General features: G+C 52.7%; 19 protein-coding genes. 4 read left to right on the forward strand and 15 right to left on the reverse strand.

The window, feature by feature from the left end; translation table 11 throughout:
- Positions 1–399 precede the first annotated feature (399 nt).
- A complete protein-coding gene (locus ETC05_RS11625) occupies positions 400–1,032 on the reverse strand; it encodes an MBL fold metallo-hydrolase (protein WP_031408278.1) in 633 nt (210 codons plus the stop codon).
- A gap of 168 nt (positions 1,033–1,200) precedes the next feature.
- On the opposite strand from ETC05_RS11625, the gene ETC05_RS11630 reads away from it, so the two are divergent.
- On the forward strand, positions 1,201–1,377 hold the full coding sequence (locus ETC05_RS11630; protein WP_031408276.1) for a DUF2759 domain-containing protein: 177 nt from the start codon (positions 1,201–1,203) through the stop codon (positions 1,375–1,377).
- A 33-nt stretch (positions 1,378–1,410) separates the two neighbouring features.
- Here ETC05_RS11630 and ETC05_RS11635 read toward each other — a convergent pair whose 3' ends face one another.
- From ETC05_RS11635 to ETC05_RS11650, 4 genes are all read right to left on the reverse strand, one after another.
- Positions 1,411–2,574 carry a M14 family metallopeptidase gene (locus ETC05_RS11635; RefSeq protein WP_031408274.1) on the reverse strand — a complete coding sequence of 388 codons (1,164 nt, stop codon included), beginning with the start codon at positions 2,572–2,574 and terminating at the stop codon, positions 1,411–1,413.
- 199 nt (positions 2,575–2,773) lie between these two features.
- Positions 2,774–3,727 carry an ROK family glucokinase gene (locus ETC05_RS11640; protein ID WP_031408272.1) on the reverse strand — a complete coding sequence of 318 codons (954 nt, stop codon included), beginning with the start codon at positions 3,725–3,727 and terminating at the stop codon, positions 2,774–2,776.
- A 9-nt stretch (positions 3,728–3,736) separates the two neighbouring features.
- On the reverse strand, positions 3,737–3,949 hold the full coding sequence (locus ETC05_RS11645) for a YqgQ family protein (RefSeq protein WP_031408270.1): 213 nt from the start codon (positions 3,947–3,949) through the stop codon (positions 3,737–3,739).
- A gap of 96 nt (positions 3,950–4,045) precedes the next feature.
- Entirely contained in the window at positions 4,046–5,509 is a 1,464-nt protein-coding gene (locus ETC05_RS11650; protein WP_031408268.1) for a spore germination protein, read from the reverse strand.
- A gap of 125 nt (positions 5,510–5,634) precedes the next feature.
- Here ETC05_RS11650 and ETC05_RS11655 point away from each other — a divergent pair, with 125 nt between their 5' ends.
- Positions 5,635–6,498: a hypothetical protein gene (locus tag ETC05_RS11655; RefSeq protein WP_031408266.1), complete on the forward strand. Its 864-nt coding sequence runs from the start codon at positions 5,635–5,637 to the stop codon at positions 6,496–6,498.
- 51 nt (positions 6,499–6,549) lie between these two features.
- Here ETC05_RS11655 and ETC05_RS11660 read toward each other — a convergent pair whose 3' ends face one another.
- The 5 genes from ETC05_RS11660 to rpmG form a co-directional block, all read right to left on the reverse strand.
- The gene (locus ETC05_RS11660) at positions 6,550–7,710 is read right to left on the reverse strand and encodes a rhomboid family intramembrane serine protease (protein WP_031408264.1); all 1,161 of its coding nucleotides are present in this window, start codon (positions 7,708–7,710) and stop codon (positions 6,550–6,552) included.
- 177 nt (positions 7,711–7,887) lie between these two features.
- Positions 7,888–8,067: a hypothetical protein gene (locus ETC05_RS11665; RefSeq protein WP_031408262.1), complete on the reverse strand. Its 180-nt coding sequence runs from the start codon at positions 8,065–8,067 to the stop codon at positions 7,888–7,890.
- Positions 8,068–8,139: 72 nt separating this feature from the next.
- Positions 8,140–8,913 (reverse strand): DUF92 domain-containing protein, encoded by a 774-nt coding sequence (locus ETC05_RS11670; protein ID WP_031408260.1) that lies wholly within the window; start codon positions 8,911–8,913, stop codon positions 8,140–8,142.
- Complete coding sequence (locus tag ETC05_RS11675) at positions 8,903–9,475, reverse strand: 5-formyltetrahydrofolate cyclo-ligase (RefSeq protein WP_033842331.1); 573 nt, start codon at positions 9,473–9,475, stop codon at positions 8,903–8,905. Before ETC05_RS11675 ends, ETC05_RS11670 begins: the two co-directional genes overlap by 11 nt.
- A 53-nt stretch (positions 9,476–9,528) precedes the next feature.
- Positions 9,529–9,678 (reverse strand): 50S ribosomal protein L33, encoded by a 150-nt coding sequence (gene rpmG, locus ETC05_RS11680; protein WP_011231931.1) that lies wholly within the window; start codon positions 9,676–9,678, stop codon positions 9,529–9,531.
- A 157-nt stretch (positions 9,679–9,835) separates the two neighbouring features.
- Between rpmG and ETC05_RS11685 the strand changes: the two genes are divergently transcribed.
- The gene (locus tag ETC05_RS11685; protein WP_171661049.1) at positions 9,836–10,186 is read left to right on the forward strand and encodes a sigma factor-like helix-turn-helix DNA-binding protein; all 351 of its coding nucleotides are present in this window, start codon (positions 9,836–9,838) and stop codon (positions 10,184–10,186) included.
- Positions 10,183–10,632 carry an aminodeoxychorismate lyase gene (locus ETC05_RS11690; RefSeq protein WP_171661043.1) on the forward strand — a complete coding sequence of 150 codons (450 nt, stop codon included), beginning with the start codon at positions 10,183–10,185 and terminating at the stop codon, positions 10,630–10,632. The genes ETC05_RS11685 and ETC05_RS11690 overlap by 4 nt, the downstream gene beginning before the upstream one ends.
- Before the next feature lie 154 nt (positions 10,633–10,786).
- Here ETC05_RS11690 and pstB read toward each other — a convergent pair whose 3' ends face one another.
- From pstB to ETC05_RS17705, 5 genes are all read right to left on the reverse strand, one after another.
- Entirely contained in the window at positions 10,787–11,596 is an 810-nt protein-coding gene (gene pstB / locus ETC05_RS11695; protein WP_171661050.1) for a phosphate ABC transporter ATP-binding protein PstB, read from the reverse strand.
- Between the two features lie 187 nt (positions 11,597–11,783).
- Complete coding sequence (locus ETC05_RS11700; protein ID WP_171661044.1) at positions 11,784–13,898, reverse strand: peptidoglycan D,D-transpeptidase FtsI family protein; 2,115 nt, start codon at positions 13,896–13,898, stop codon at positions 11,784–11,786.
- A 72-nt stretch (positions 13,899–13,970) separates the two neighbouring features.
- On the reverse strand, positions 13,971–15,263 hold the full coding sequence (locus tag ETC05_RS11705; RefSeq protein ID WP_171661045.1) for an MFS transporter: 1,293 nt from the start codon (positions 15,261–15,263) through the stop codon (positions 13,971–13,973).
- Positions 15,264–15,404: 141 nt separating this feature from the next.
- Positions 15,405–16,019, reverse strand: coding sequence for a superoxide dismutase (locus ETC05_RS11710; RefSeq protein ID WP_031408245.1), 615 nt, complete (start codon positions 16,017–16,019; stop codon positions 15,405–15,407).
- Between the two features lie 506 nt (positions 16,020–16,525).
- Positions 16,526–16,809, reverse strand: a 284-nt coding sequence (locus ETC05_RS17705; protein WP_216366448.1) for a zinc ribbon domain-containing protein, incomplete at its 5' end; no start/stop codon positions are given.

Consider the following 16,809-nt stretch of genomic DNA (forward strand, 5'->3'; position numbering starts at 1 on the left):
TTTCTACCTCGTTTTGATGATTTCAAACGTTTGTTAGAAATTAAGGTGGAGGATTTCAATATTGACATAGTGAAAATAATCATATATTGTTATAGTAGCAGCTTAACTATATCCCCTCCCATTTGTGGATAGAACATCCCCCAAAAACCCTTCTTGGCGCGGCTAAGAAGGGTTTTTTGTGTTTCCCCCACAAACCGCTGCACCGCCCAGCTAGCCTTTTGGTCTGCATAAATACAACTTGGCAGGCTTCGCCTCTCGTTGGCCCAAAATCGTGTCGGCTATGTTTTTCCGACTGTTGGAGGCCAGCCGCTGGCTTGCCTTCGTCACCTTGCTGATCCAAACGGCGCTTGGCCCGAACCTCGCGGATACGCTTTTTTACGACGGTCTTTTACTTTCTTCTTACGAAAACCCATGCAAAAACGGATTTGTATCCATCTCCGCAGCGATCGTCGTCTCTGGCCCATGGCCTGAAAGAACGATCGTTTCCTCCGGCAGCGTAAGCAGTTCGTCATGAATGCTTTTCAACAGCTGCTGATGGTTGCCGCCTGGCAAGTCCGTACGTCCGATGCTGCCGGCAAACAGCGCATCGCCGGAAAACACAATATTGGCTTGTTTGCAGTAATACGAGACGCTGCCCGGGGAGTGACCCGGCGTTTCGCGGACATCCAACGCAAACGGACCAATGTTCAGCACCGTCGGCCCTTTAAGGCATGTCGGTTCGCAACGGACAGCGACCGGACCGCCGAAATAAAGCGAGCCATTCAATGCCGGATCTTGCAACCATTGTTTTTCATTTTCGTGCAAATACACGGGAATGTCCCAGCGGGCAAGCACGTCCGGGATGCCGCCAATATGGTCAAAATGCGCATGCGTCAGCAAAATCGCCAACGGAGTCAGCCCTTTTTCCTCAATCCGGCGGACGAGCGCCGCGCCTTCCGCGCCGGGGTCAACGATTAGACATTGTCGGTCTGCAGACGACAACAAGTAAGCGTTGGCCTGAATCGGGCCGACGGGAATACGCGTCCATTTCATGGCCATCTCCTCCCTTCCTTGACATGTCCAATAGTTAACTTTATTTTACTGTTTTTTTTCAAGCGATGGAAGAGAAAAAAGAAAGGGACCTCGACAAATAGAGGAAAAAAGATTACAATGAAAAAGAATGGACACGTTTGTACATACTGTTTCATGAGGGGGTAAAACATGGGTACGGTCATTATTTTTGCACTTGTGACGCTGCTTGCCCTTTATGGAATGCTCCGTACATTGCGCGAGAAAAACGTGCTCGGATTTTTGTTTGGACTTGCCACTGCCGCTGTATTCGGCTGGTTTACCATCATGACCATTTTGGATCACGGCATTCCAACCGGCATGCACTGAAAACGCAAGAGGCGAATCATGCCTCTTGCGTTTTTATGCCATTTTGAGCGCTGCTAAAAACAGGCCGAGGCTGTCGCGATATATTTGCGCAAACTGCGAGAGGGGCAACGGATTGACGCCCTCGCCGAGCTCTACGGTGTAGCCGCGCCGCTTCCACGTTTGAATGAACCAATCGCGGTAGCCGGCATGACTGTCAATGTAGCGAACCGCCTGGTAGCCGCTTGCTTCAGCCATCGCCTGAACCGTTGCCTCCGCCTCCGGCGGCTCGAACCCTTCATACCCCCAATAAATTTCCTTGCCTTGTGTATGAAACGCGACAACCATCGCAAAATCGCCCGACTCGGCGAGCGCCGCCATCGCTTTCGCCTCCGGCTCGGTAAGTGGGGAAAAACCGGGAAAATCGCGGGGTGCCGGCGCTTTCGGCGGTTTGCGGGCCTGTTCAATTTCCCAATTAGCTGGGAATTGATTGTTTAAATCAACGCCGCGGATGTTCGCTTTCCATTGCGAAAAATCGAGCGACCCACCGTTGATGCAGACAACTTCGCTCCGATGCGGTTCTTCTTTCGGCGGGCCGTTCAGCACAAGATTGACGCCGTCAGGGTTCACCATCGGCACAATGGAAAGAGTCACTTTATGGTAATAATCAAGCACCCGATGGCCAGCAAGCTCGTCATCGTTAACCAGCGCCCTGACGTACTCGTCGATGAACGCCATGATCACAGCCGTTGTGATCCACTCATTCGCATGGAACGATCCGTTCATATGCACGCGTACCGGCCCGCGGCCGATTTGCAGTTCAACGAGCGGCAAGCCGAGAACACTATGGCCGATCGTCCGCTGGCGCACAAACGGGTAGTGACAGATGAGGGCGGTGATATCCTCCATCAAAGCGGCAAAATCATACGGACGGACGCTGCGGACGACCGGAGACGAAATCCGCTTCGGCAGCGGCGCTGTTCCGTTGATGACCGCCATCGCTCCCGGCAGCCGCCGCAGCACCTCCGTCGGCAGCGACAGGCAGTCAGCGAGCACTTCCCACTTATCGATCGTCGTATATCCTGGAATCACAACGGTCTGCCCCGAACTCAATCCTCCCTTTTCCACGTGCGGGTTCGCGTCGATGATCAACTCAGTCGGCACGGAAAACCATCGTCCATATTTCTCAAACGTATCGCCGGGCCATGCTTGAACATGCATGCGCCGTCTCCCCTTCCCCATTTCTTTATCTTCAAAATATGTCAGCAGACGGCAAAAAATGAGCGCTTAGCAGGCGGCTGGCATGCATCAGCGGAAAAGCAAAACGCCTCTGTATCAATTTACATATGATGAAACTATCCAATCCCATATCATCAAGCAATAAAAAAAGGCATCCCCCCTTTGGGACACCTCCCGTTGTTTACGCGCCGGCAAGCTCTTTTGCCAGCCAAGCGGCGCCGATGACGCCGGCATCATTGCCCAGTGTCGCTAAAACCAGCTCCGCCCCAGCGGCAACGCGCGGGAACGCGAAGCGGCGGAAATGGGCGGCCACGCGCTCGACAAGCATGTCACCCGCCTTGGACACGCCGCCGCCGATCACAATTTTCTCCGGATTCGTCACATTGGCGGCATTCGCCAACGCCCAACCAAGATAGTACGTTGCTTCATCGACCACTTCCAATGCCAACGCATCACCCGTTTTGGCGGCGTCAAACACCGCTTTGGCCGTCACATCCCCGTTGCGAAGCTCACTCGGACGCTCATCTGCGGTCAATTTCTCCTTGGCGATCCGCACGATGCCGGTGGCGGACGCAATCGTTTCCAAACATCCGGTTTTGCCGCAGTTGCAGCGGGCGCCGCCATCAGGAATCATCGTCATGTGTCCGATCTCTCCGCCGGCGCCGTTTATGCCGCGCACGATGGCGCCGTTGGCAATCACACCGCCGCCAACGCCGGTGCCAAGCGTCACAAACAACAAATGGCGCGCTCCTCCCCCTGCTCCTTTCCACATCTCGCCAAGCGCTGCGAGATTGGCGTCATTATCAACCGCCACAGGCAGCCCTATTGCTTCTTCCAGCCGTTGTTTCAGCGGGTAATTCGTCCATCCAATATTGACCGTCTCATACAACATGCCGGTTTCCTCTTCGACCGGCCCGGGGGCGCCGATGCCGGCGGCAAACAGCCTCTCTTTCGTTCCGCCGAGCTGAACAAGCGTCCTTTCAAGCGACCGGGCAATGTCAGCGACGATATACTCACCGTGATTGGCGGTGTTCGTCGGAATTTCCCATTTGTGCACGATGTCACCCTCGGTGGTGACAAACGCCATTTTGATTGTCGTGCCCCCGAGGTCAATGCCTACCAACCATGGTTCCATTTTGCATCCTCATCCTTTTTTCATCCTTTTTTCCCGCTCGATTTGCGCTTCGTGCCGCAAAATAAACAAAGCGGCTTGCAGCTGTTTCGCATCGATCAGCTGAGACTGGTACAGCTCTTTCACTTCCTCTTCCATCAGCTCCAAATCAGCAAGCCGATCGCCTACGTAAATGATCGTGCCAAACTGCTTCAACAGCTGCTGAACGTCATATACGGTCTTCATTGCCACTCATTCTCCTTTTTTCCTCTTTTAATGTAGCGGCAAACAGCCACGGCCGTCAAGACAAAAAACGCAGGCGCTAAAGCAACAGCGCCTGCGTCAGCGGTCAGGGTCGCGTGGGTGAAGAATCGCCGGCCGCCGGTTTTTAAGCGGCATCGGCGACCGGATGAGCACATCGCGCATCGCTCGGTAGGAAAACGGGATGAACGGCCATAAGTACGGAACGCCAAACGACGTCATCCGCGCCAAGGCAAGTATCCAAACAGTGATGCCGATGACATAACCGTACAGGCCGAACAGGCCCGACAAAATCAGCAAGGCGATGCGGACGAGCCGATTCGCCAAGCTCATTTCATAGCTGGGCGTCGCAAACGTACCGATGGCCGTAACAGAAAAATACAAAATCACTTCATTGGAAAAGAGTCCAACTTCCACCGCAATGCCGCCGATCATCAGCGCGGCGACAAGGCCGAGCGCGGTCGCCAGAGAAGACGGTGTATGAATAGCAGCCATTCGCAGCATATCCATTCCGATTTCAATCATCAAAATTTGCACAAACAGTGGAATATCTCCTAATTTGGCTTTTCCTAAAAACTGGAGCGGTCCCGGCAACAGCTCCGGCTCGATCATAAGCAAATACCAAAGCGGCAGCAAAAACACCGACGCCCAAACAGCCAAAAAGCGGACGAGCCGCAAATACGCCCCGACGATCGGCTTATTTCGGTACTCTTCAGCATGTTGCAAATGATGCCAAAACGTTGCCGGCGTGATCAAGACACTTGGCGACCCGTCAACAATGACGAGCACGTGCCCTTCATACAAATGAGCCGCCGCCGTATCGGGGCGCTCTGTGTAGCGAACGACCGGATACGGGTTCCAATGCCGCCCAGAAATAAACTCCTCAACCGTTTTCTCCGCCATCACAAGCCCATCCGTATCAATTGCCGCGATCGCTTGTTTGACGCGGTGAACGAGCTCCGGGTCAGCGATTTCCTCAATATAACAAATGCAAATATCCGTCTTTGAGCGCCGCGCCACTTGCACATATTCCATACGCAACGATGGATCACGAACACGGCGGCGAATCAGCGCGGTGTTAAAAACGATCGTCTCAACAAAACCGTCGCGCGCCCCGCGCACGACTCGTTCCGTATCGGGCTCTTGCGGACCGCGCACCGGATACGTGCGGGCGTCAATCAAAATAATCTGATCCACTCCGTCGACAACGAGCGCGGTCGGTCCGGCAAGCACCATCGCGACTGCTTCTTCCAAGTCGTCTGTCTGCCCGATCTCGACATACGGAAGATGTTTTTTCAGCAGCTTCTCAAGTGGGTGAACGTCCAGTTCGTGTTCCTCGAGCCGGGACAAATATCTCATCAAATAATGCAAAATATCGTCTTTGACAAATCCGTCAATCATAAACAATGCCATCGCCCGGCCGCCATATTCGACATCAAGGCGAATGACATCGAAACTCTTGCCGACTCCAAGCCGTTCAGCCAAATAGGATGCGTTGTCATGAAGACGGCGGGACGCCGGGCGTTTGGGCATCTGTTTCTCCATCGTCATCCCCCTGCATCGTTTGCACTGTATACTCCCCATCATAGACAAACATGAGGACATTCATACATAAATGTTCCTTGTGATGCATATATTGGTGAAAACCTTGTCCAATCCGGGAGGATGTCATGAAACGATGGATGATTCCCTTCACGGCGCTTGCTTTTTTCCTTGCCGCCGCGCTCGCCTCGCGGTGGGGGCACGATCAGACTGCTGAAGTGATCAAGTTTTTCCCGCTTGATCGCGAAGCGGCGTTCATCGAAGCGAAAACATCGCTTGCGCTTAAGGGCGACAGCGAACGCGGGCGCTACGCGCTCCGCTGGTCAGTCTCCTCCGTTTTAAACCGCCGCGCCTATTTGCGTCAAGACGTCTCGTTGTTGTTTGCTGATGGCCGCTTGGCCGATGTGTTGTCAAAATGGAAAACAAACACGGATGTGATCGACACGGAAAAGACGGTCCGGATGCAGGACAGCCACTTTTTTCAAGCCGTCTCGTTCCATCACGGCGAACTGCATAAAGGAGAGAACATCACAAGCAGCCAAACCATGTCAAGCAACTATTTGTACGTCATTGACTCGCCGTACCATCCGCTCACATCGTTCCGACGGCCAAGAACAGATGACGAGCGTGAATGGCAGCATGTCTTGAACAAAACCACGAATGAATTTCTTCGTCATAAAGCGGACGAGCTGCTCACCCACTTTTCTTTGTCAAAGAAAGATTATTACGCCCTTTATTTGCCGGAGCTCGTCACCTATTCGGAACAACCGTTGCCAGGGTTGTCAACGGCAAAAACGCAAACCGTCATCGGCCGTCTTTGGGAAGGATTGTACAAGTCGTACATCCTTGGCATAAAAAAAGAGGATGGATCCATCCTCTCGCCCATCGGCAGCACGATGCCGCTCATTCTCATTCGCAAAGATTACAGTAGGCTCTTCGTTCTCATTGAAGCGAAAACCGGGGAAAAAGTGATGCTCGTGCAGCTTCTTTAGCACATTTCGAAAAGAGGCCTTCCACTTCAAACAAAGCAAAGCAGGGATCATTTACCGAAATCCGATCCATAAGCCAGCAGCGACAAGCAGCGCCGCCACCGCCAATGCTCCCGCCTGCCGCCCGAAAGCAGTGCGTTTGGGCAAATGAACGACGCCGGATGCCAAAAAACCGCCAACCAGTCCGCCGATATGGCCGGCGTTGTCAATGCCAGGGACAAGCAAGCCAAACAACAGGTTGACGATGATTAAACTGATGACGTTCATCCCCATCGTCCGGAAAAATAAATGCCGGTAGACAGTGCCGAAGTAAAGAAGAGCCCCAAACAGCCCGAAAATGGCTCCCGACGCCCCGGCGGATAGTGATGGTGTAAACAAAAAACTCGCCAGCGCTCCGAAAAAGCCGGCCGTTACGTAAATGAATAAAAAGCGAAGCGAGCCGTACAGCCGCTCAACCGTGACCCCTAAATAATGCAAAGCGAGCGTGTTGGTCAACAGGTGCAAAAACCCGATATGCAAAAACATTGGCGTCAACAGCCGCCACCATTCTCCTGCCTCAATGAGCGGATTGAATTTGGCGCCGTAGTGAATCAACACATCTGGATTCGTGCTCCCGCCGCTCCATTCGAGAACCAAAAACATCGCAACCTGCACGACGATGAACAGGCGGGTGAACATCGGTTTGCCATACTCAAAAATGCGCCGTTCCTCCTCACGGCGGCGCCGCCATTCGCGGATCACCTCTCGCTTTAAGCGCTCGGCGGCAGCAAACGGATCGGACGTTTCCACAAGCGGCTCAAAATGGAACGCGACGCCCGTCATCTCCGCAAGCCGCGGCAGCATTTCGCCTATATTGCCGCTGTGAAGGAGGACCGTATGAAACGCGCCAGCGGGCACCCCAGAGAGCATCAACGGCTCGGCGACAAGAAATTCCCAATCGTCAACCGGGGGATACCCCATCACATAAACATTGATGACCTGGCCCGCTCTGCTAAAATTCCATCCTTTCATTTGCTGAACGAATTGCCAAGTATATTCCATATCAAGGCGCAACAATCGACTCCAATCAAAGTCGGCGCGCACGAGGCGGATGAATGTTGGACGCCGCCAATGGTTTGATTCCAGCCATACTTCATCAGCCTGCTCAGACATCCGCACGATGCGGTAGCCGCCGCAGGACAAACGCTGAACAAGCTGCCAAAACAGTACATCCATCGTTCCAATCACGTTCTCCTCTCCCTTTCCCTGGCGAGGCCAAGTCCGACAAACAGCAGCAAAGCCAAGCCAACTCATCGACCGTCCGGCAAACCGGAGTGAATGGGCCTGCGGGCGCCGGCCGCTGCGGCCGATTTTTTCATAACCGACTTCTTCAAAAAAACCACCGCTGCCGCATCATGGACGCAACATTTGCGAAACAAGGGCGTTACGCACGGCCGGAATGTGGAGTGCAAATCGGACCAGTTGCTTTCGCAACGACGGAACGCGCAACGCAAAGGCGGCCATTCGGTAGCGATAACGGTAAGCAAGCCAGCCGGCGGCAACGACAAGCAGCGAGTACGACCATTTATTCATCCGTTGTTCCCCCTCATCATATGACGTGCTCGTTATTCTTTTTCCCTTTTTCTCTCCAAATATGAAGCGCGTCTAATGCGCCAGCGCGAAGGCGGCCAGCACCGCGCCGATGACCGCCAGAACGTTCACCGCATCGTTGTCAAGCCATTGCCAGCCTTTCATATGAATGGTTGCCTGCCCGCAATGCTGTTTCCGCTCAGTCGTCGCCCCGCATGCCGGACAACGGTAAGCCGCCTGCCAAGCCGCACCAAGCCACGTATCGAACCAGCTGCCGAGCCAACCGAAAAATGCAGCAGTCAAAACGGACTGGACGTCGAGAAAAAACACGCCAGCAGCCGCAATCAACCATGCGCCGGCAAACGAAGCAGCCGTGCCAAGGAGCGTCACTGCGCCTGAGGTGCCGGCTTCCACCGGCCGAAAGCTCGGCCAAACTCGAGGCGGCCAAGGGCTTAAAGGACCGATTTCGGACGCCCACGTATCGGCGTTCGCTGCAGCGACGGCGACAACAAACAGATCGTCCCAAATCGGGTCGGGACAGACAGCGGCCAATAACGCCAATACGGCCGGCACTCCGCCGTTGGCCAGCACTTGGATGGCATCGCGCTGTCCACCTTTCGCCAATTTTTTAGACAGTTTTTCCTTGTGTTGCTTTCCGATATGGCTAAAGAAGCTGGAGCTGACAAAAAAGCAGCCTAACACCCCTATTCCGCCCCATGAAAAGCCGCATCCAACCGTTGCGCCAATGACAACGGCCGCCGCCGCCCCTGATGTGGACAACGACCGCAACAACCACCCACCGGCAGCGGCGAGGGCAGAGACGGCGATATACCACCATTCATCGCTCACAATGAAGAACTCCTTGATCCGTAATAATGAATTTCACCGGCACATCATGCTCCTCGGCTGGAATGTCGTCCAGCACTTGAAAGGAGTAAGCCAGCGCCGCCGTCACCGCCGAAGCTCCCGGCAAATATCGGTCGTAATACCCGCCGCCATAGCCGATCCGGTAGCCGGTTTTGGCAAAACAGACCCCCGGGACAATGATGAGATCAAACTCATCGCGGCCGATCGGCGTTGTTTGCTTTTCAATCGGCTCAAACAATCCGGCATACGCTTTTTCGAGCTGGGCAAACGACTCGAGCCGCCGAAAGGACATCGTTTTCGCCTTTGGATCGCATTTCGGGACACCGACCGTTTTTCCTTCCCGCCACGCCTGTTCAATGATCGGCAAGGTGTTGACTTCCATCTCTCTCGACACCGTCATGGCGATCGTCCGCGCTGTTTGCCATAATGGCCATCGATATAAATGAGCGGCGATTTGTCGATCGTACCTCTCTTTTTCTGCTGTTGGAAGCTGGCGAAGCCGATTCAGCATACGCTGGCGCCATTCCTTTTTGTCGTCCATCATCTTCCCTTTCCTCCCATAAAGATAAAAAGCAGCAGGAATCATCTTCCCACTGCTTACTTTGTTTCGCGGTGCAACGTAACTTTGCGATCGCGCGGGCAATATTTTTTCAATTCCAAACGCTCTGGGTTGTTGCGTTTATTTTTCGATGTAATATAGTTGCGTTCACCGCATTCTGTGCATGCCAATGTAATGTTCACACGCATCATTTTTCCCTCCAAACGAGCTTTATACTTTATATAATCGGACTTTTCTATGATACCATTTTTCTTCGGCGATTTCCACCTCTAAATTTCATCTTTGTTCAATAAGAGCACCACAAGCAGAGAATGATATGGTATAGTGAAAAGGGGAGGGATGCACGTGGTAGAATATGCGATCATCGCCTTGGCAGTTCTAGCCATTATTTTTCTTGTCATTTCCTTTTTTGCTAAAGATGAACTGAAACCGCTCGAAGAACAAATCGATCATTTGACCGTTTCACTGGCGCAGGAAACGTACCAAATCAAAAAGCGGCTGCAAGTCATCGAGGAGGAGCTCCTCATCCCTGAGCGACAACGATTCGCTTCGCTGCAGCGCAACGGACCGTTGTCGCCGACCGATCGGCGCATCTTGTTTTTGCATAAACAAGGATTCCCGCTCGAAGACATCGCCCGTGAGACAGGGCTGACCGTTGCGGAAGTCGAGCGGGCGGTAAGGAGATTGCGCCGATGAACAAGCGATTGATGCGTTCGTTTGCCCTAGGGTTGCTTGTATCGGCAGCGCTGATCGGTGCCTCGTATTACGTTTCGCCTCCGGCTGCACCGACGGAAACGGAAGTCAAGACGTTCCTCAAACAGCATGGACTTGTCGCTGTAGCGAAAGAGGAATACGACAGACTCCGCAGCGCTCAGTCGAACACCGCCCCGAAAGCGTCGGCCAAGCAGATGTCCCAACCATCAGTGCAAACCGTTTACGTCTATCGACTCGTTATTAAGAAAGGAGATGCGCCAGAGACATTTGCCCGTGAACTTGAAGAGGCTGGCATCATTCAAAGCGCCCACACCTTCAACGACTACTTGGAGCAACATGGGCTGACGCGCTCCATCCGCCCCGGTGTCTACAACGTGCGGAGCGATATGGACTATGCCGCCATCGGCCGTTTGATTGCCAAGCCATAACACAAGAAAGGGCTGATCCCAAAACGAATTCGTTTTGGGATCAGCCCCTTTTCTTAAGGCGGTGTCTGCGCATCAAACAGCCGTTCTTTCGAAAGAAACTCCCTTTTTGAAACGAACTTTTTTGTCCGTCATTGCCGACGCACACGGACCGCTTTTATCCGAACCGCCCAGCGATATAATCCGCCGTCCGTTGATCAGCTGGACGAGAAAACAACATTTTTGTCTCCCCGTATTCAATGACTTCTCCGTTTAAGAAAAACGCCGTCCGATCAGAGATGCGGGCTGCCTGTTGCATATTATGCGTGACAATGATGATGCTGTATTTTGTTTTCAGCTCCTCCATCAACTCCTCAACCTTTGCTGTCGAAATCGGATCGAGCGCCGATGTCGGTTCATCCATTAAAATGACATCCGGCTCGACGGCCAAACAGCGGGCAATGCACAGCCGCTGCTGTTGCCCACCCGATAAACCGAGGGCGTTTTCATGGAGCCGATCTTTGACTTCCTCCCAAAGCGCCGCTTGGCGCAAACTTTTTTCGACGATCTCATCGAGCCGCCGCCGGTCGCGGATCCCATGAATGCGCGGCCCATAGGCGACGTTGTCATAAATCGACTTTGGAAACGGGTTGGGCTTTTGAAACACCATGCCTACTTGCGTTCGCAACTGTTCAACTGGGTATGACGTGTCAAAAATGCGGCGGCCGCGATATAAAATCTCTCCTTCGAGCCGGACGTTTGGAATGAGCTCGATCATTCGATTGAGCGTTTTGATATAGGTTGACTTGCCGCATCCTGACGGGCCGATAATCGCTGTAATCTCGCGTTCATAAAAAGACAGATGAATATTTTTTAACGCATGATGCTCGCCATACCATACGTTCAGTCCGTTCGTTTCGTAAACGACCTCTTTTTTCACCAACTGCGCCGAAGGAATATCCTCTTTTCGGCGCTCCACCACCGCCATCATACTCATCGGCGTGACTCCTTTCATTTCCTTCCGCCCTCACTGGCAACGGAAGATCGAGTTTTTCCTATCATGAGCATACAAAACGATCGTTAACGCTGTGTGGACGGTATGTAAAGTTTTTGTAAACGAACATCATTTTTTGCAAGCCCAAAAAAAAGAGGCGCCCGTTCAGGCGCCTTTCATGTCAGCGCGCATCGGCAGCCTCTGCGCCGCCTTGAGCATCGAAGCCGCTCCCGCCTTGAGCCGCACGCTTCGCTTTCAATTCAAAATAGGCATCCAAAATGCGGCGGCCGATCCGGTCATTAATCCCGTCGCTCTCCCCTTGCGTCGCCCACGGGACGACAACGGCAAACGACACTTCTGGATCGTTGTACGGCGCATAGCCGACGAGCGTCAAATTGTATGTTGGATCATTCCGCCGGCTTTGGATCGGGCCGTCATAAAACGCTTCGGCCGTCCCTGTTTTGCCGGCCGGTTTATACGGAGCGTTGGCGAAATACGAATACGCCGTTCCGCCCGGCTCTTGCATCACACGGCGGAATCCTTCTTGCACCCGCTTGATGTATTCTGTCTTCATATCAATCCGGTTTAGCACAACCGGTTCGAACCATTTGATGACTCGGCCGGGTTCTTTTCCGTCGGCCGACGGCTCACGAATTTCTTTGACAAGCTGCGGTTTCATCCGATAGCCGCCGTTGGCAATCGTCGAGATGTATTGCGCCAGTTGCATCGGCGTATACATATCGTACTGGCCGATCACTAAGTCAAGCAAAAATCCGCCGCGCGTGCTTTGTCCCTGGAAGCCGCTAAGTTCGTTCGGCAAATCGATGCCCGTTTTCACGCCAAGGCCGAATTGGCTGAAATAGTGGCGAATCGTCGTAAACGCCGCTGGATTGATGCGAAGCGGCGCGTGCGGACGATACGCACCGCCCCCAATGGCGATCGCTGTTTTGAACATATAGACGTTCGATGACTGCTTGAGCGCCGTCAGCTCGTTGATCGTCCCCATCGTCTTCCATGATTTTTTCACCGGGGTTCCTTTAATATACAAAGGCTCGTCCTTTATATACGTATTCGGATGAAGCACCCCAGTTTGAAAGCCAGTGAGAACGGTCGCTCCTTTCACCGCCGATCCCATCGCATAGGCGGACGTGATGTTGCCGATGGCAAAGTCGACAAATTTGCCGTCTTGAAGAAGTTTGCCGGCCATCGCCAACACTTCGCCCGTCTTCGGGTTCATCATGACGACAAACGCCCGGTCCAAGAGCGGCGACCGACCTTTGCGCTTCGTGGCCAAAATCTCTTGTTCAATAATTTGCTCCACTTTTTGCTGAAGTTCGGCATCAATGGTCAACACGAGGTCGTTGCCGCGCTCGCCTGGATACACTTGCTCGACCGAGATGACATTGCCCGATTTATCGACAACGTTTTTCACTTTCGCCTTTTTGCCGTGCAGCACTTCTTCATACTGCATCTCCAAATAGCTTTTGCCGACACGGTCGTTGCGGCTGTAGTCGCGGGCTAAAAAATAATCGAGCCGTTCGCGCGGGACGCCTTCGTCTTCTTCCGTCACACTGCCGAGCACAGAGCGAAATGTGTTGTCATAGACGTATTTCCGGTCCCAATCCACCGTCGTATTGACGCCGGGCAGCTCGCTCAAATGCTCACTGACGACCGCATATTCGCGGTCGGTCACTCCTTTGCTTTTGATCGTCTGCGGCGTCAAGGCGTACCCGCTTTCCATCTCATGTTTGATGGCGATCACTTCAAGCTCTGCTTTCGAAATTTGCGCCAAATCTTGCTTGGTGATGCGGTCGAGCGTCCACTCGTACACCTTTTTGTCGATCTCTTTTTGCGTCAATCCTTGGTCAGCGAGTTTTTTCCGTTCTTGTTCGCTCACCTTCTTTTTCGCTTCTTTCGGATGCGTTAAAATCCAATAATCTTTCATATCGCGCTCGGTCACTTTTTTCTCAGCATCGGGAATGTCAATGTATTGGGCAAGCTTCCTTGCTATGTCCAATATTTCTTCCGGCTGTGTCGTTTTGGAGCGCGTGTACGTAATCGCCTTTTGTGGTGTGTTGTCAACGATCACGCGGCCAAACCGATCGTAAATTTTGCCGCGCGGCACCGGCGTGCTGACGATTTCATCCTGCGTCCGCTCCACTTCGCGCCGATAATCTTCACCGTAGACGATTTGTACGACGCCAAGGCGCAAAATCAGCGCTGAAAACAACAAAAAAACAAAGAAAAACAAAATGTTTAACCGAATCGGCACTTGCGCTCGCTTTTTCCGTTTCATCCCCCGATCCTCCTTCTCCTCCCCCTATTGTAAAAGAAAAAGTCGGTCATGGCTAGGGAAAAACTTGTCCCCTCACACCGACGGACCGCCCCGTTCGCCGGCCAGCTTCGCCCGAAGCAAAAGCCTCTCGCGCTGATCGCGCTCCGGACGGCCATCGGTGAAGCGAATGCGGCGGACAAACCAATAAATCACCAAATGCCCAGCCCCGCACCCAAACATAAGCACCCGAATGCCAGCCTCTTCGCCAAAGAGCGCCATAGCCGTTAAAAAGGCCAGAATCGATGTCACCCGTCCGGCGTTTAAAAACAATTCCCGGACAACAATGTATTCGACGCGCGCCTCGGCCGATTTCCAGCTCTTCCCGATGACGTCAAACGTCAAGGAGGAATACGGCACAAGCAGCAATGGATACGCAATGGCGATCGTGATGGCATAAAGAATGAGGCGCGGATAGGTTGGATGGAAGACGATCAAAAAAATCGCTCCGTATAGCAACGCTCCTCCCAGCAAAATCGCTTTCATCCGATATTCACGCTTGATCAGCCGGGAGACGGCATAATAGGCGACAAACGATGTGAACGAGTTGACAAGCCCGAATTTGCCGAGCGCCCATTCACTCCCAGAAGTGATATACACAAGCACGGAAATGATAAACACAAACGTGCCTTCGCGTAATCCTTGAAAAAAGTGGGCATTCGTAATGAGCCGCCAGTTCCGGTTTTCATTCCTTTCCTTTAAAATGCGGACGAACAAATAGTTCCCTGCGGCCGCGCGGCGCTTCAAGAAAAAGCTGAGCAGCACAGCGACAAGAAACAAGCCGAGCGACAGCGAGAAAACGAACGTATACCCTTTTGCTCCATGAAACGATGAGATGATATAACCGGCAACCATCGGCCCGATCATGCCCGCGGATGAGGTCAGCACCCCGAAAAAACCGTTAAAAAAGTCGCGCGTCTCCGGTTCGGTAATTTCAAATGTCAACACGTTAAACGCCAACCAATAAAAACCGTAGCCGACGCCAAGCAGCGCACCAAGAAAAAGCAAATATTGATGGGCGCGAGAGCCGACCAATAAAACGGTGACAAAAAAAACGGCTAAACACGACACGCCAAGCCGCAAAACGAGAATGCGGTCAATTTGTTTTGCCAGCCGGCCGGCGAAAATAAACGTCAGCGGCTGCATCGTGACGACCGCCAAATTGTATAGCGCCAAATCGCGAAAATCGCCGGTCTGTTTCCATAAATAAATGTTGACAAACGTGTTCGACAGGGAAACACCGAGCGCGTAAAATCCGCCGATGCAAAGCAAAAGCAACAGGTCGCGGTTCACTTGTTCTTGGCCGGTTAGTTTTTGGAAAAATGCCATTGCCAACTCCCCTTTTCATCTATCCGGTAGTGTAGCCATTTCCACTATGGCTATGCAACCGGCGCAAAGAAAACCACTTCCTTTGCCTGACCCCTCCGTCGCTAAAAAAGCGGGGCGTTTTGTTTCGCCCCGCTTTGTTGATTACTTCGCTTTCGCTTCGCTGTACCGTTTCGCCACTTCGTCCCAGTTGACAATATTCCAGAATGCGGCAATGTATTCCGGACGGCGGTTTTGGTATTTCAAGTAGTACGCATGCTCCCAAACGTCCAAGCCGAGAATCGGCGTTTTGCCTTCCATGATCGGCGAGTCTTGGTTCGGCGTGCTCGTAATTTCCAGCTCGCCGTTGTTCACGACAAGCCATGCCCAGCCTGAACCGAAACGGCCGGCCGCTGCTTTCGAAAACTCGTCTTTAAACGCGGCGAAGCTGCCGAATTTTTTATTGATCGCCTCAGCCAGCTCACCCGTCGGCTCACCGCCGCCGTTTGGCGACAAAATCGTCCAGAAAAGCGAGTGGTTCGCATGGCCGCCGCCGTTGTTGCGCACCGCCGTGCGAATGCCTTCCGGAAGGGCTTCCAAATTGCTGAGCAATTCTTCGAGCGATTTGTTTTGCAAATCCGGATGCCCTTCCAACGCCGCATTCAAATTCGTGACGTATGTGTTATGGTGCTTCGTGTGGTGAATGTTCATCGTTTCTTTGTCAATGTACGGCTCAAGCGCATCGTACGGATACGGCAATGCTGGCAATTCAAATGGCATACAATCTCCTCCTTTTTGGTTTATGTAACACGGACAAGAGGGCGTCCGTTTGAGATTAGCTTACCAAAGTTGGCACAATGTTTCAATCGATTTGCTTGTCTTCGCTTTTTGTTTACATATTTTCAACACATCGTTGACCGTTTCTTCATAAATGGACGGCTTGGATCCGGCGATTGGCGGTCGCGCATCGAATTGCATGCAGCGACAAAAGATATTCTCGCCCTTGCCGACGGGTTCCATCAGATGTCCAGCAATTTGGCGGTTCTGATCGAACATATGCGTTTCAGCTCTGAACAAATCGCAGCGGCTACGAACCTTATGAACCTCTCCCACCTACACTTCGCTTAGAGGTGGGAGTTTCTTACTACTCGATCGAAGAAGCTTCAACGCAGAAGAAGGCGGTCTTCTTCGGCTCGATAGGAGGATCGGAAGCCTTCCCGACCGATTCGGTAAGCAACATCGGTAGGTCACCGATGGGGCAGTCCCACCCGTCTACTACTTCTTGCTTACGCAATCCGTAGATACGTGAGCGTCGTTGGCACATCCCAAGGAGCGATCTCTTGGTAGAGCGCCTTGCTCAAAATGTTGCGGGCGCCATGAATGTCCCGATGTTCTTGATACCCGCAAGAACAGGCAAAGATTCGCCGGGAACCTTTTCGTCTTTTTTGGCAGACAGGACATGTCTGACTCGTGTACGATTCGTCGACTTCTTTCAAACGAATACCTTGTTGGGCTAATTTATAGGCAAGATATCGCTTGACTTTCCCAAAAGACCAGTTGGAGAGCTTTT

It is taken from the genome of Geobacillus sp. BMUD, from assembly GCF_013096845.1.
Taxonomy (GTDB): domain Bacteria; phylum Bacillota; class Bacilli; order Bacillales; family Anoxybacillaceae; genus Geobacillus; species Geobacillus vulcani.

Bases quoted from the DNA above. Each gene is read 5' to 3' on its own strand.
- ETC05_RS11630 (WP_031408276.1), top strand. From the start codon at position 1,201: ATGGGTACGGTCATTATTTTTGCACTTGTGACGCTGCTTGCCCTTTAT.
- ETC05_RS11690 (WP_171661043.1), top strand. From the start codon at position 10,183: ATGAACAAGCGATTGATGCGTTCGTTTGCCCTAGGGTTGCTTGTATCG.
- ETC05_RS11635 (WP_031408274.1), bottom strand. From the start codon at position 2,574: ATGCATGTTCAAGCATGGCCCGGCGATACGTTTGAGAAATATGGACGA.
- ETC05_RS11655 (WP_031408266.1), top strand. From the start codon at position 5,635: ATGAAACGATGGATGATTCCCTTCACGGCGCTTGCTTTTTTCCTTGCC.
- ETC05_RS11650 (WP_031408268.1), bottom strand. From the start codon at position 5,509: ATGGAGAAACAGATGCCCAAACGCCCGGCGTCCCGCCGTCTTCATGAC.
- ETC05_RS11665 (WP_031408262.1), bottom strand. From the start codon at position 8,067: ATGAATAAATGGTCGTACTCGCTGCTTGTCGTTGCCGCCGGCTGGCTT.
- ETC05_RS11645 (WP_031408270.1), bottom strand. From the start codon at position 3,949: ATGAAGACCGTATATGACGTTCAGCAGCTGTTGAAGCAGTTTGGCACG.
- ETC05_RS11705 (WP_171661045.1), bottom strand. From the start codon at position 15,263: ATGGCATTTTTCCAAAAACTAACCGGCCAAGAACAAGTGAACCGCGAC.
- rpmG (WP_011231931.1), bottom strand. From the start codon at position 9,678: ATGCGTGTGAACATTACATTGGCATGCACAGAATGCGGTGAACGCAAC.
- ETC05_RS11675 (WP_033842331.1), bottom strand. From the start codon at position 9,475: ATGATGGACGACAAAAAGGAATGGCGCCAGCGTATGCTGAATCGGCTT.
- ETC05_RS11700 (WP_171661044.1), bottom strand. From the start codon at position 13,898: ATGAAACGGAAAAAGCGAGCGCAAGTGCCGATTCGGTTAAACATTTTG.
- ETC05_RS11625 (WP_031408278.1), bottom strand. From the start codon at position 1,032: ATGAAATGGACGCGTATTCCCGTCGGCCCGATTCAGGCCAACGCTTAC.
- ETC05_RS11640 (WP_031408272.1), bottom strand. From the start codon at position 3,727: ATGGAACCATGGTTGGTAGGCATTGACCTCGGGGGCACGACAATCAAA.
- pstB (WP_171661050.1), bottom strand. From the start codon at position 11,596: ATGGCGGTGGTGGAGCGCCGAAAAGAGGATATTCCTTCGGCGCAGTTG.
- ETC05_RS11710 (WP_031408245.1), bottom strand. From the start codon at position 16,019: ATGCCATTTGAATTGCCAGCATTGCCGTATCCGTACGATGCGCTTGAG.
- ETC05_RS11660 (WP_031408264.1), bottom strand. From the start codon at position 7,710: ATGGATGTACTGTTTTGGCAGCTTGTTCAGCGTTTGTCCTGCGGCGGC.